The sequence below is a fragment of the Photobacterium nomapromontoriensis genome (assembly GCF_050336815.1).
Classification (GTDB): Bacteria; Pseudomonadota; Gammaproteobacteria; order Enterobacterales; family Vibrionaceae; genus Photobacterium; species Photobacterium nomapromontoriensis.
Genome location: NZ_JAKJSL010000022.1, coordinates 132,454 through 147,516 on the forward strand (window position 1 = coordinate 132,454; position 15,063 = coordinate 147,516).

Below are 15,063 nucleotides of genomic sequence, written 5' to 3' on the forward strand. Positions count from 1 at the left end.
TTCATATTAAAATACCTCTTAAATATAATGAGATAAATTATTCACCAATCAACAACAATAGTCACTTTTGCCGTATTCACGGCGCGCATAGTAACGGTTTTTTGTCACCATCTTCCCTGTTTTAGGTTTAATCATTATCCAAATGATCATATCGTCAAATAATTGGCTCTCACCGTACAAAAAATTAATGGTAATAATAAAAAAATTTCATCATTTTTTTATTCAATAAAAGCTCAACTCTTATTTCCCAATCACAATTTAACTATCTAAATAACAATACACACTTCGACATAAACACCCTCATTCTGTGATTTTGTTCTCACTTTAAGCAAATAAGTATGAAAACTCTAAAGCATGCTGTGACAAGTTCGATCACTCTAGCGTGTACGCATTGCATGTCATAAACAAATATTTAACACTAACAGGTAAATGATAATCATTACAATTATGAGACAAAATGAATAACGTCAGGCTATTTCAACAAGGAATCATCAAGCAAGTCAGTGTCTCAGATCCTCTTGCTTACCAAATTCACAACATCACTCCCGCTATTCACCAGCGCTCCGCCTATCAGACTATGGGTTGGTACGATATTTATTTACCTAAACAGCACAACCAAAACCATTTCCGCTGTTTCCAACTTTGTAAAAACGTCTGTTTTACCAAGAGTTACTATCATAGCGAGCAACCCTTACTATCAAAAATTGATTACCAAAGCGATACAACGCTAATGGTGTTTGGCATCAATGGACAAAGTCAGCTTGGTTTCTCTGCCAACAACCAACCCTATTGCATCAACGCTGGTGAAATATGGCTATTTAATCTTCGGCATCAGCCACTTTTTCGCTTTAGTTCAGCACATATCAAACATGAAATGGCTGTACTAAAAATCCCAACCCGACGGTTGAAACAAGCTTTCTCTGAACAAGACAACAAATTCAACTGTATTTTCGACTCTCCTGTTACTCAGATTGCTGTTCAGCAGGCCAATGAAGAATGGATTGCCCCCTTACTGGAAAATCCATTACACACTCCATTTGATCGAATTAAAGCAGAAGGCCGTACACTTGAATTATTTGCTCACTGGCTTCATCCATTAGCGCAATCGCTCTCACTTCCCTCTTTACTAAATAATAATCATCAACAAATTAATGCCATCGAAAAAGCCCGATCTATTCTGATCTCTGAGTTGACGAGCCCACCAGCGCTCAATGATCTTGCACGGCAAGTGGGGATGAGTCATACCCGGCTAAACCGGGATTTTAAAAAAGCCTATGGCAAAACGGTATTCAGTTGGCTAAGGGAATACCGCCTAACATTAGCCAAAACTTATCTTAAAGATAAAACACACAGTATCACTGATATTGCCTTTCAATGTGGATTCAGCAGCGCCAGCCATTTTACTCAAACCTTTCGACAGCAAGAGGGGAATACACCTGTCGCCTATCGGAATCAGCACCTAAGTCAGGGAACTCTTGATGCTTACTAAACTTATATCACCCATGAGTCGATTCCTACCACTTGTGGTGCTATTAATCTGCAATGTCATTGCCCACAGTCTGTTTATGATCAGCTTTCCTGTCGCAGGCCGGGAATTAGGCATGACTGATATACAAACTGGAGCTCTGCTTTCACTATCCGCCTTTACCATGATGCTGGCTGCACCATGGTGGGGGAAACGCATTGATAGACAAGGCCATCGCTCTGCGATATTCAGTGGTATTCTGATCACCGCCTTTTTTTTACTTTTGACGGGGACATTCATTGCGCTTCAGCCAACCTTATTATGGTCAACCACAACGCTATTCACTGTATTACTGAGCCTTCGCATTATTCAATCTCTGGGCGTGGCGGGCTTAATGCCCAGCGCTCAAGCTTATATTGCTGTGCTCACACCGGCAGATCGACGCGTTTCCGGCATGGGGATTCTTGGGGCAACATTTGGTTTTGGAAGCCTAATCGGCGGTAGCTTAGCGATGGCAGGAGGTACAACATTCTTTCCTTTGTCTGTAGTGTTTCTTGGCGGATTGATGGTCATTCTATGTGTACGCCTTCCTCTGGATTCAATACTCATCAGCACAACAAAACCTACAGCTCTAGCACCACATAAACCATCACATAAAAACCCGCTCTCAACATCATTGCCCATAAAGCGCATTTGGCCTTATCTACTGATCACATTTTGCGTTCTGCTATCCTACGGATTACTGCAACAGACAGCGGCGATCAGACTTCAAGACCAATTTAACTACCTGCCACAAGATGCACTAAAAGGAGGAGGGGCACTACTCACTGCTACGATGGTTTGTATGGCTGCAGGGCAAGCGCTACTATCTTACTTTTCCGTCAAGCATCCAATGCGTTGGCTATTTCTCGGCTTAATTGGCGGCATGATTGGGTTAATGGGTTTAGCTATCGCAAGCTCTTTCTTGGCGATGATCATCGCAATGACGATCATCGGTTTTTCAATGAGCTTAATTTTTCCGTCTAACCTCGCACTGATCAGTCTGTCTGCCGATTCAAATAATCAAGCCTATGTCGCCTCACTCAATACCGTCGGTAAAGGGTTAGGGCTAGCCGCAGGCCCCCTGCTTGGCGCAAGCCTACACCACATAAATCCAACCCTTCCAGTATGGGCTGCATTATTATTACTCGCTCTATTAACCATCATTGTTATCTACTCAACGATATCGAACCGCCATTCAGAATTGATGGCATCCAGCTAAATCCATATCAATATTCCGCACTTAGTTAGCATCTATTCTGCACACTAATTCCATAAAATAGTTCGCTGAAATAGAGATGTTAAGGTAGTGTTGGAAAAGGACAATCAGTACACGGTTAACATAAAATGAAACGCATCGTATTATTCACTCAAAAAAACTGCCCACACTGTAAAGATGCACAACGGTATATGGAATCAAAAGGCTACTCGTTCAGATCAGTTGATGTAAGCTCGCCGCGGGGGAGAAAAGAATTTACCAGCACAGGGGCTAGATCAGTTCCTGTACTCAAAATCGGTGACCGCATTTTAATGGGGTGGAACGTGAAAAACTTTGAAGCGATCCTTCAAGCTAAAGATTGATCCTAATCATAACGATAAACACTACCTAACAGCATAGCTCTATTAGGTCGTGTTTATCTTTAGCACTTTTTTACTTACACCAATGGCAGTAGGTAACTGTTAGACCAGTCTGAATTCATGCAATTCACGCTATTTGGCCAATCACCTAAATATCAACAACCGCCAGTGCTCCTTTCTTCACTAAAGACTTAGCAAGAATATTACGATGCACTTCTGACGTACCATCAATGATCCTAAACAAACGAGCATCTCGATAGCAACTTTCGATCAGGTGTCCATCATGACACCCCGCTGCCCCAAAAATCTGTACGGCATGATCAGCAACCTTACCTAAAAGCTCGGTCACTAATACTTTAAGCATTGATATTTCTTCTCGACAGGCTAAGCCGTTATCCATACTTCGAGCCGTTTCCCACAGTAACGCCCGCGCCGCCCGTATTTCCATCGTGCTGTCTGCCAACATATTCTGAATAGTGCCATTACTCACTAAAGGCTGCTCAAACTGATGTCGTGTTTTAGCATGCTCAGTCATCAAATCCAGTAACCGAACACACTTACCTAACCCACGGGCAGCCACTTTGGCTAACCGCGCTTTGCCTAAAGTATTACACAGTAATTGGAAACCTTTATTCAGATCACCAAGCAGCGCATCATCACTGAGCTTAATATTATCGAAAATAAGTTCATTATGGCTGGTACCGATAAAACCCATCATATTGAAACGCTGGCCAAGCGAAAAACCCGGCGCATTCTTATCAACCAAAAACAGTGAGATACCATTAGCCCCTAGCCCAGGAGCTGTTTTCGCCGCCACAATAAAATAATCAGAATATTCGGCATCACTGATATACATTTTGCGACCATTAAGTAACCAGCCATCATCTGTTTTTTTCGCCGACGTTTCTATTGCGATCACATCCGATCCTGCCTCTGGCTCAGACACCGCCAGTGAACACCAGCGCTCACCTCTAACAGCAGGTAACAAATAAGATTCTTGCTGGATAGGTGTGCCTAGTGCTAAACACTCATAGATATTCCCTGTCGCACGGCGGACTAAAACATCTTTAGCATGACCCAACTGCTCTTGCACCAACACGTTTTCAAAAACACTTAGCCCTACACCACCGTACTCATTACCAATATTGGTCGCAAATAATCCAGCCTCTTTGCCCAACCCAGTCACTACCCTTGCTTGATCAAAACTAAGCTCACCATTTTCTGTCACAAGTTGCTCTAACGGAAAAAGATGCTGCTTAGTGAATTCACGCGCCAGCTCAACAAGCTGCTGTTGGGCTTGTGTTAGTTGTGTCATCAATAATATCCTTTCAATTGATTCTGAAAATGTGGTACCCGTTAATTTTGAAATGTTGACATGTCATCGCATACGCTGCGGAATGCATTAATGAATTGGTCAGCTTCTCTTTGGCTCAGCACCAATGGGGGCTGTATCCGCATCACTTTATTGCTATTGGCCGTAACGAACGTTAGAACCTGATGCTCCTTAGCCAATTTGGTCACAAAACGCAGTACAAACATATCTTCCATGCCTTGCTCAATTTCACCCAATGCCGCATTGATGTGTGATTTGGCTTTATCCGAGAGTAAATGATAGGTTCCTGCAGCATCCCAGCTAAAGCGGTGTGCCAGCTCATCCACTGTCGCAGCAACACTGCCACTAAATGATTGCTCAAATTCAATCGCCAGCATCAAGCCCTGCCCCCTGACTGCTTTAATAAAGGGATATTGCTCTGCGATTGCGAGTAACTCTTGCTTTAATTTCGCCCCTATCAACGCGGCTTGTTGCGCAAGTTGTTCTTCTTCAATCAACTGCAGAGTGCGTAATGCTGCCGTGGCAGCCAAGTTCCCCCCACCAAATGTGGACGTATGAAGTGCGAAACGATCCACACTGCCATAGGCCGCATTCCATACCTTGGCAGTTGAAATTGTCGCGCCAATCGGCATCATGCCGCCGGAGAGGGATTTCGATAATGTTAAAATATCCGGCACTACCTGCTCCCACTCACAACAGAACATTTTCCCTGTTCGACCCAAACCAGTTTGAATTTCATCCAATATCAACAAGCAGCCATATTGATGACACAGCTCACGTACCGCCTTCAAATATCCCGCTGGCGCCACGATCACCCCACCCTCACCTTGAATAGGCTCGAGAATAAAAGCCGCAACATTGCCAGTTGCCAGGCGAGCCGCCAATGTGGAGAGATCGCCAAACGGTATCGATTCACATTGCGTCATTAATGGCTCGAACGGCTTACGATGTTTATCTCGCCCGGTTACTGATAGCGCCCCTAATGTCTTGCCATGATAGCCATTATCACAATACAACAATTGCCCTTTGTCTGACGCGGCTAACGCCAACTTGATCGCCGCCTCAATCGCTTCTGTACCTGAATTACTTAAAAATACACGTGATAAGTCACCCGGGGCGATCATGGCCAGATGCTCTGCCAGCAGAGACGCCTGATAGGGCATGGAAACATATTGAATAAAAGTAGGCTGGGCTGCTGATAAGTAAGCGGTCATTGCTTCGCTGATCGCCGGATGATTATGACCAACATTCAAGCACCCGTAGCCTGCGACAAAATCCAGAAAATCCACTCCTTCCGTATCAGTCAGGGTGGCCCCTTCTCCCTTTACAAAGACCCGTTCAAGGTGATTATGGGCGTAAAAATTGGCCATTTCCGGATTAATATGTTGTTTAAAACGCTCCGTCGTTTCCTCTTTCGTTGCCATATCGGATGAAGGTAGCAATGATGCTCGCTGGCTCGGTTGATGATGTTGACGAATCGCGACCCAGTCTTGCGCTTTTATCCGGCGGCCCAAACTCGCCAGGGGCGTCGGGCTGAACCCATGCCGAACGGCAATTTCGCCAATCTCCAGTACCCGTTGACTATTAAGTTCTCTTCCAATCGAAAATGTTTCATTGCGCCCTTCAAGGGCTAAAATCAAGGTTTCAGCTAAACAACCATTGAGAAACATTTTTGGATCAAACTCAGGCTGTGCACCGCCAAACGACACTGCCTCACTGGCTGAAATTAATCCGCCATCGATCAACAAGATATCATCACGAGGCGTCGACTGTGGCAATACGTCACGAGGTAAAGCCGCATCAACGACCACCGATCCGGGCTTAAGCTGAGCGGGATCGATCACTCCACCAGTTGAGGTCGCCGCCACATAAAAGGATACCGATGAATAGCATGCGCTGATGTCATTTGTGAACCGAACTTGTCCCTGATAATTATCTGGAATATAAGCTTTTAATTGCTCAGGCCCAGGGTGTCGATTACGGTGTACCAAATGCAACCGAAAGCCATGCGGCAATAACAGACGGGCAATAACCAAGGCGATTGATCCAGGGAAGCCAACAATTGCCACCTCAGCACCATCTTCAGCCAAACTCAGATGAGCTAACGTATCAAGCAAGTTACGATAAGCCACATAAGCGGTCAGAGAATTCCCCGTCGTCACTGGCAAGCAGGCATGTTTAGCCGTTTGTATGCCACGCTGGCCAACAATCCCAGTAAACCCACCAAGCCCAACTAACTCTGCGCCTTCTGTTTTCAGTTGCTCAATACCCGCCACGACTCGCTCGGTCATAACTTTCGGCTGAGCCAACATTTCTTCTGCCGTCAACGGCATATAATGCACAATGCCACTGCATTCCGCTCCTGTCGCACTCACCACCTTCTCAAAGCGAGTAAATGGTACCAAATTTTGCTTCTGCCAATGGCGTGATTCAAATCCTCCAGCCTGCTCTCGGCTTGTTCGGGTAAAGATATCAATCAGTTTAGTGTGGCGTTTCAGATCAACCGATGTTGGGTGGGCTATAAAACCAAATTTCACGTTAAAAATCCTTATGCTACGTTAATACGATGCCAAGCAGTTTCAGACAACAGGCTCAATCCATCACCGTCTGAGTTATGGGATAGCACCACATCGATAAAATTAATTTTCTTAGGCGTATCTAGCAATTGCAGACAACGATTTGCATCAAAAACAGACCAACGATCTTTGTTAACTAGTAAAGATGGCGACAAATTTGGACTTGATGCAGCAGTAGGAGAAGAAGTCGCCCCCTTTTGTTTCTCATCACGAGAAAGAAGCGCAACCTGCTTAATATTATTTGTCGCACTGCGTTTATCAATGTATGACTGGATCATCGACAGCACCCCATTACAAAGATAAAAAACAGTAATATTTATCTTATCTCGATGTGGGTTATGCAAAAATGCCTGCTCTATCTGTCGTTCAATATTCGGCACCAAATCCCTTGCACCATCACCCACAAATGCCAATATATTTTGTGACGCTGTACGAGCTAAATAGGGTAACGCCATGAGGGCATCACCCATTAAAGCTCGTCCGTACCACCCCGAGAAACCTAACCCCGTTTTGGGTAGATTCCTGATGGCGCTTACACCACAACGACCTACGTCATATACGCCAATATATTGATAATCATGATGTTGGATCCGATCGTGAAGCAGCTCACTTAAATGCGCATAAAAATAATTGGGCGACATGGGTTGCTGAGGAAGCCAATCAACAGGCATGGTTTCAGGACTAGCATGAACACGTTTCAACTCTGCTCGTCGATAGGCCAGTACCTCTGGTGTCACATCAAGCAACTCAGAAACCGATTGTAAAAATGGTAATAAACGGCTGGTAACCGCCAGATCCGTAAAAGGTGAGATATGATGAGGTTTGTAATTAACCTGAACAATGTGGCACTTATTCTTCAGCTTACCAGGGGAAAGCGGCGAAGAGGCCTGATCCACTTTGCTTTTAAGAAAAAAAACACTCTGTGTATCAGGCTCTGCCAATTGTTGGTCTTGATGGAGATACTGAAATACTTTGCGGTTAAAACCATACACCGATAACGTGCCAATATAATTTTCAACGGGCTCTCTGCCACGATAATCAGACACGGAGCCAGGCGATATCATGGTATCCACCAAAGCGATCCCTGCTCGCTCGGCTATCTGGTACACCAACTCACGCTCTTGATTATCAAGATGGCTACATTGCCATACGATCCGACGATGAGAGTTATTGATCAGTTCCATCACCGCTGAAAGTTCAGAGGATGGAGTGGCTTTTTCTTGAGTGGTTATGGGCTCAATGCCATCACTATCCAAACCTATTTGCAATGTTGTTTCGAGCGCTTGCTGAGTTGCAAACACAAAAACTGGCCCGGGCTGATCCTGCATTATCCGAACAATTTCCGGCAGTTTATCGACTAACGTAAGCTTATCGTCAAGATACACATAAGGGATCCCTTTTGCCTCGATAGCTTTTCGTCCATCATAGTCCGTATGCATAGTTCCCTGGAATGGAAACCAATTACTCTCAGCACTATCCGCGCAGATAATGATTCCGGGGGCATGAGCCCGTTTTAAGTTATATAACGTCCCTCTGAATTCATCGATCATTCCCGAGGTAATCGCAACCACATACCCACGCTGATAAAGCTGCCAACCACACAATGCTGACACCGCTAAACTGTGCTCGTTAGCCCCGCTCTCACACTGAACATTTGAGTGCTGACAGAGACGAAACATCGAGTCAATAAACCCTGATATCATCGAACCGATATAGTAATGAAAATCCCAACGATTATGGAAGTGGTGATCCATATAGCGATAAATATACTGTGCAGGCGTTGAGATGACAGGCTTTGATGTCAGTGTTCGTGCCAACAATTTATTGATATATATACTGTCTAAATGATCCATCACGTTTTTAAGTACCTGCATTTCCCAAATCACAGGATCTTTTTGCTGCACACTTAAATTAACCTGGCCTAGTTCAGATCTGGCCTCTATGCCAACCGCTGATGGCGGTAACAATAATACAAATGAATAAGGGGACAACCGACCTGCTGATAAGGCATGTAAGTCGTAGAAGCAACTGCTGATATTTTGCTCTACGCTTTTTCCTTCCATCAGGGCAATATCGGCAATCACGAGATCAATACTATCTGCCGATTCTGGCTGGAGCGCAGCCCTTGCCTCATCGAGCGAAGTAAATGTAAGGACAGTAAACGTAAACTGCTGCTTTTTTTGATGAGACACCAGATAGTCACAAGCCTGTTTCAGCATATGTGCTAACAGAACACAATGGGAAACATTTGCATCTGGCTGCCAAGGGTCAAGGGGCCATTCATCTTGAATTAACGCGGTACTCAGCCTGTCAATAACATCCTGGATTCCTTGGCTCACTGCGGGGGACTGTGCAATCACACAAATCCCTATGTCATGATGCATTTTTACTCTCCGATTTATTACTAGAAGTGATTCGCCTTAACAGTGCCTGAAGCCACCATTAACGCTTGAAGCAGAAAGAAATATCCGTATGCCATTTCTGTATTGTCAGTTTGACTGGCTGAAATACGATAACAACACCCCATAAAATAAATTCGGTCATCTTCATCCTTAAAGTAACGGCTATCGATGACGGAATGCAGCAGCAATAGTCCCCGATCCCACCATTCAGTATTACCACCTAGCGCTTGATCTAATTTGAAAAAAGACACCGCATTGATCAACGTCGCAGAGGGATCATACTGATCAACAACAGATCCATCGTTGGGCGGCATCACGGGTAATTGATCGGCATAACGTTGCCACCAGCGTTGACAACATCGCTCAGCAAGAGAAAGAAAATCGGAAGGGTAAAATTCAGCGGCTGATACCATTGCCAAGGCACCCCAGCTTTGCCCTCTCGGCCAATGCCCCGCCTCTCCCACGGCGAACCATTGATCTTGCGAACTAGATTCAGAGGCGGGCTGATAATCGCTATACGTATACACATCCCCGAACTCATTTATCAACTGATGGGCAATTAGATGAGTATGATTGAGTGGCAAATCCTGCCATCCGGCATGACTTCCAAGCGCAACGAGTGCCGCACAAGGGTCAATACACAATCGATTTTTCCCCGCTATGCCGCCTCCCATAGTAGAGCCCAATGGAAATCCACCCCACCTGGCATAAGTAGCTTCTAACTGGCGCTGACAATATTGTAATAATTCATCAGCCTGTTCATCACCTTGAAGTCGCACAGCCGGACCCAACCCGTACCACGCATTCATCGCTCTAAATAGCGAATCATTTTCAAAGCCTAGCTTCAATTGCTGCCATCGCTGCTGAGCACAAGTGATCAAGCTTTCGGAGTCCGTTGCATAGCCTGCAAGCCAGCAGCTCCCCACCCAAAACCCCGCTAACCAAGATCCTCGCGATGACGTAACCCAATCACATCGCGGGGAAGATAACAATTGATCATCCGCTATTCGGTAAAGCGGAAAACGCGATCCAACATTGTGCTCAATATCGACTATCGTATTGGCCAATTTATGAAGCAGTGAGCGGTAGTCATGGACAGTCTCATCTGTTTTTATCATCCTCCCAACTCCCCATCGAGTAGGCTCAGAATGGGACTGCGCAACCGTATAACGGCCATTGTACAAGCAGTCAGCACCAGCAACAGTAATGCCATCCCGGCATCAATCCCGCCCAAAGATACAACGCCTTGGAACAATAGCGAACCGGATGAAAGGCCCGCAAAAAAGGCCATCGATACACGTCCTGATGCTAATGGGATCTCACCAAAACAGTGATGGCGTAAAATCATCGCCATCGCCAATGCATTTGTCGCAACTATTGTGCTACCAATGCCAATAACACCCGCATACAACAACCACACGTTCTGGCTTGTGGCGGTAAACGTCGCGACAATCGCCAAACCAGCCATAATTAACAACACCACCAATAAATCAGTTTCTAATCGGCAACGGCAAGCCAATGGCGTGAGAATTAATCGCGATATCGCTCCCATCAAACCAAAAACGGTAATAAGGAAAGCCGCTTCACTGGCAGTCATACCAATATCTAACGCAAACACAGGAACCTGCGTGATAAATGCGGCAAGTACAATGCCAACACCGCCTTGCATGATCATTAACAACATCAGCGCTTGTTGTGACAAGGCAGCAGTTCGAGGTTTCGGCAGGGCAACCTTATTACCCTGCCAATTTCGACAAGCAACCACCAACATCATAACCACACACACCGGAATCACGGCGGCCAACGCTGCACGCCATCCCCAACTGACAGCAAGCCAAGGCATCACGGTGCCCGCCGCTAACGCCGATAGCTGAACCCCTGATTGCTTCATTCCGACCATAAAAGCGCGACGTTCTAGGACAACTTGACTGGCTATCGCCTGGTTTGTTGCCGGATTCGCCAGTGCTTGAGCGATACCGCATACCGAGATAGCCAACAACATTCCCAACCAATGCCCGGTCAGCACAAGTGCTGTAAACGCAATCGCTGTGGATCCAAATAACATCATTAACGCGGTGCGCACCCCTAAGCGTTTAACCCAGTGTCCGACTCGAAATGACAGCATCGCAGCAACCCCAAATGAGGCCAATGTAAATGCCCCCAATAGCTCAGGTTCCATCGCACTATCTGCAAGCATAAAAGGGGCCAATGCCCCTGCTGCATATAAAATCAGCATCGGAAAAGCCATTGCAAGCATAAGCACCAAGCCTAAAGACCCGTCCTTAGGGTTCTTAGATTGCGCTTGCTGTCGCGTCATGACTGAACACCCCGCATTTTATTCTGAGGTAAGCTCGTCTCTTTCCGTGCAGGAGCCAGACACGCCAAAAGACTGGCTAGCCCTTTTTTATCTACCTTACCTGCCGGACTTAAAGGCAACTGGCTAAAATGACTGATATATTCCGGTGATTTATGTTTCTCTAAACCTTGATCGTGCAAATAAGAGACAACATCATTCAATGAAAGAGGCTGCCCGCCATCACGTAACGACAGGCATAAACAGACCTTTTGACCTAAGTCGTGATCCGGGACTGCCACGCAAGCAGCGCTAACCACGTCTGGATGGCAGGTGATCAACTTCTCAACCTGGGCAGGGCTGATATTGGCCCCCCCTCTGATGATCACATCTTTTTTACGCCCCATGAGATTGAGATAGCCGTCATCATCAATACAGCCTAAATCACCGGTGTATACCCAGCCTTGTTGATCGCGATACGTTTCATCCAATACGGGAGAATTAACATATTGCATCGGAGTGATTGGCCCGCGGGCCGTAATTTCGCCCACCTCCCCCTGAGGCAGTGGCTGATGGAGCTCATCAACAATACGAATATCGCAAATTGCAGGGTTAGGTTGCCCCACTGTCTGAGCGACCTGCTGCCGATTATCGGTAAGAGCATTAAAACAATTAACGCCGTCGGCCGATCCATACAAATTAATGAACTGACAGCCGAATGCATCATAACAACGATTAATTGTTGCCTCATCAATCAAGGCGCCACCACTGACTAATGCGACCAAATCACTTAAATCCAAGCTGGCTAAGCGAGGATCTACCGCTATTCGCTGGAACATGGTGGGGACACCCAATATATGCGTAGGTCGAAAAGTCCCTATCGCATCCAAAGCCGCTTCAACGCTAAACTTCGGCAATATAACGACCGTCCCACCCAGCCAAGCCATAACGCATGCGCTGGCTGTTGAACCAAATGCCGAGCCAAGAGGCATCAGATATAACGGTACAAAACGATCTCTACCGTCTTTAATCTGTGTCATAAACTGCCCTCGACCACCTAGCAACGCATTATGCGTATAAGCAATCAACTTGGGTTCCGACTCCGTACCCGAGGACACTAACAAGCGAACCGGATCGTCTGGTGAGATCGTCGGTAACGAAAGTAACGGGGGTTTATTAAGCAGCTCATCGAAAGAAAGCCAACCATCTCGTACTTCTCCCACCGAGATCAATACCCGCAAGGCCAACATAAGCGGACGTAACGTTTCAATCATCTGGCACACATCACCTTGTACTGTTTGATTTTCAACGATGATTGCACGCGCCTGACACCGCTTAAGAATAGATTCGATATCGAGTCTTCCCCGCCCGGGCGGGATCGGGCAAACCACCACACCAATCGCAGCAGCAGCCATGTCTATCACCACTGAACGCCAACTGTTACTCAGCTGATAAACAACCACATCACCACGTACCAGACCGGCTTCAGCCATTCCTGCCGCCAATCTCAGGCTATGCTGATATATCTCATCAAACTGATAGCGACCTTCACTAGAGCAAACGGCGTAAGCCTGTGGCTGACGTTGTACATGTCGATAAAAGGCGTCAAACACCGTCAAATCAGGGTAAGCACCACTTGCTAACCATCCGGCACGAACATCTTGAGGAACAATATTGATAATGCCCGCTGAATTCATAATGGCCTCCATAAATCACGTAGCTGGGTATAGCTCTGCGTTTGCAAATAGGGCGCTAACGCAGGATGGGATGAGAGTGAGGCCAAATCGGTCATGACCTTTTGTGAAAGGGGATGGCGCTGAAGTTGAGCATCGCGAACACCAAAAGCCGATTCAACCAAGAGCGTTGCCGCGCCTAATAACGAACTATTGACCTGCAATCCTGAACAACCTTTCGCTCGGCAGTACAGGGCAATAATCACGGCCTGAGCAGCAAGGATCCCGCCAAAGATGTCAGTCACCGTCAATAAGGTTCCACCTCTAGTACCACTTTGGCTGGCAATTACATCGGCAAGACCTGAATAGGCTTGCGCCATAAAGTCGGTACCAGGAATACCCACTTCATCATCTATCGCTCCCCACCCCCCAGCGTAGGTATAAATAATCTCTGGGTTCATGCTACCTAGCGCTTTTGCATCCAACCCCAGCACTTCTGCTTTTCCCGGTGCCCAGTTATGGATAAACACATCCGCATTAGTCGCCAACTCCGCAATACGCTGCCGCCCCTCTACCGACTTGATATCCACCTCTTCAATATCTTTCCGGCCATTCAACGCATCGAATCTGGCTGAGCATTCACCCGCAAGTGGCGGCATTCCACGAAGAGGGTCCCCACCAAGCGGTTCAAGCCGCTGAACGCTCGCCCCTAATAGTGACAAAATATGCCCCGCCATCGGGCCTTGAATTCGGCGACATGATTCAATGATCTGCAGTCCAGCCAACGGTAAATCACTTGGCGATACCAAAGCAGGTAACGACCGCTGCGGTGAACGCGTCTCATCAGCCGGTGCGATTGTCCATGGACCATTAGTCAGAAAATAGGCTAAATCTGCATCTTCTCGTCGCTCTGATAATGTCCGTACGGGTGTTATCGCGACCCCCACTTCACTCGCTAGCGCAACAAGATCGACATAATCTCGCTGAGCCAGCAAAGCCACCATTTCTGCAGGTAACGGCGCTACTGCCTTAGCATAGCGCTGCATAAAACTATGCCAGCCTCGGCCAATGTCTGCACCTTTAGCACCGAGCTGTTCCCAAAAGCGCTGCCATAACCGTGGCGATAACGATTCAAGCTCAAATACAATGCCATCTCGTGATAAAAACGGAGGACAACGTGCAGGATCCGCCTCACCAACAGCAAAATTTTCAGCACCTTTCTCGGTCGTGGCACCAGCCAGATACTGACCGACAGCCAATAATCCAGCCTGGATCAAATCCAATGATGCCCCAGCGGTGTCGCTGCCGCGGTGACGCGCCGTCAATCCGGCAAATAACTGTAGTAAAGCCAATGACGCTGCGGTAATAGAAACATAGTCAATACCGAGCGGTGTAATATGCTCCAACGACCGACTATGCACGGCAGTCAAGCCCGTCAACGCCTGAAGATCCCGCTCACCACAAAGCGTCCCATCAAGTAGAGGCGTGGTTATTTTCAGCAAGAATGATGGGCCATTGGCCTCTGATATGATCAATTCAAGAACGTTATTATCACTTTGATATGGCACTTCCGATAGCATCAAGCCAAGCTTGTCTGCCTGTGATTTTACCGCGTTAATAAAAGGTAAAAATGCAGTGTCAGCCTGTTTAAAATTAGCGCTAATATGTAATGATTTCAGATTTTTAACTTTTGACATAATTACA

At 46.5% G+C, this 15,063-nt stretch carries 10 protein-coding genes; 3 read left to right on the forward strand and 7 right to left on the reverse strand.

Features of this window, described 5'->3' with window-relative positions:
- Positions 1-457 precede the first annotated feature (457 nt).
- The 3 genes from L4D12_RS08545 (at position 458) to L4D12_RS08555 (ending at position 3,085) form a co-directional block, all read left to right on the forward strand.
- Complete coding sequence (locus L4D12_RS08545) at positions 458-1,489, forward strand: helix-turn-helix domain-containing protein (protein ID WP_428447403.1); 1,032 nt, start codon at positions 458-460, stop codon at positions 1,487-1,489.
- Positions 1,479-2,726, forward strand: coding sequence for an MFS transporter (locus L4D12_RS08550; protein ID WP_428447404.1), 1,248 nt, complete (start codon positions 1,479-1,481; stop codon positions 2,724-2,726). The genes L4D12_RS08545 and L4D12_RS08550 overlap by 11 nt, the downstream gene beginning before the upstream one ends.
- 125 nt (positions 2,727-2,851) lie before the next feature.
- Complete coding sequence (locus L4D12_RS08555) at positions 2,852-3,085, forward strand: glutaredoxin family protein (protein WP_428447405.1); 234 nt, start codon at positions 2,852-2,854, stop codon at positions 3,083-3,085.
- A 145-nt stretch (positions 3,086-3,230) separates the two neighbouring features.
- On the opposite strand, the gene L4D12_RS08560 is transcribed toward L4D12_RS08555, so the two are convergent.
- From L4D12_RS08560 to L4D12_RS08590, 7 genes are read right to left on the reverse strand one after another with little or no spacing between them, the layout of a single operon-like run.
- A complete protein-coding gene (locus L4D12_RS08560) occupies positions 3,231-4,397 on the reverse strand; it encodes an acyl-CoA dehydrogenase family protein (RefSeq protein ID WP_428447406.1) in 1,167 nt (388 codons plus the stop codon).
- A 41-nt stretch (positions 4,398-4,438) separates the two neighbouring features.
- Positions 4,439-6,952: a prodigiosin MAP biosynthesis aminotransferase PigE gene (gene pigE, locus L4D12_RS08565; RefSeq protein WP_428447407.1), complete on the reverse strand. Its 2,514-nt coding sequence runs from the start codon at positions 6,950-6,952 to the stop codon at positions 4,439-4,441.
- Positions 6,953-6,963: 11 nt separating this feature from the next.
- Positions 6,964-9,375, reverse strand: coding sequence for a hypothetical protein (locus L4D12_RS08570; protein ID WP_428447408.1), 2,412 nt, complete (start codon positions 9,373-9,375; stop codon positions 6,964-6,966).
- A gap of 20 nt (positions 9,376-9,395) precedes the next feature.
- A complete protein-coding gene (locus tag L4D12_RS08575) occupies positions 9,396-10,511 on the reverse strand; it encodes a hypothetical protein (protein WP_428447409.1) in 1,116 nt (371 codons plus the stop codon).
- Positions 10,508-11,710: an MFS transporter gene (locus L4D12_RS08580; RefSeq protein ID WP_428447410.1), complete on the reverse strand. Its 1,203-nt coding sequence runs from the start codon at positions 11,708-11,710 to the stop codon at positions 10,508-10,510. The genes L4D12_RS08575 and L4D12_RS08580 overlap by 4 nt, the downstream gene beginning before the upstream one ends.
- On the reverse strand, positions 11,707-13,383 hold the full coding sequence (locus L4D12_RS08585; RefSeq protein WP_428447411.1) for a class I adenylate-forming enzyme family protein: 1,677 nt from the start codon (positions 13,381-13,383) through the stop codon (positions 11,707-11,709). Before L4D12_RS08585 ends, L4D12_RS08580 begins: the two co-directional genes overlap by 4 nt.
- The gene (locus L4D12_RS08590; RefSeq protein WP_428447412.1) at positions 13,380-15,056 is read right to left on the reverse strand and encodes a CoA transferase; all 1,677 of its coding nucleotides are present in this window, start codon (positions 15,054-15,056) and stop codon (positions 13,380-13,382) included. The genes L4D12_RS08585 and L4D12_RS08590 overlap by 4 nt, the downstream gene beginning before the upstream one ends.
- Positions 15,057-15,063: the final 7 nt, after the last annotated feature.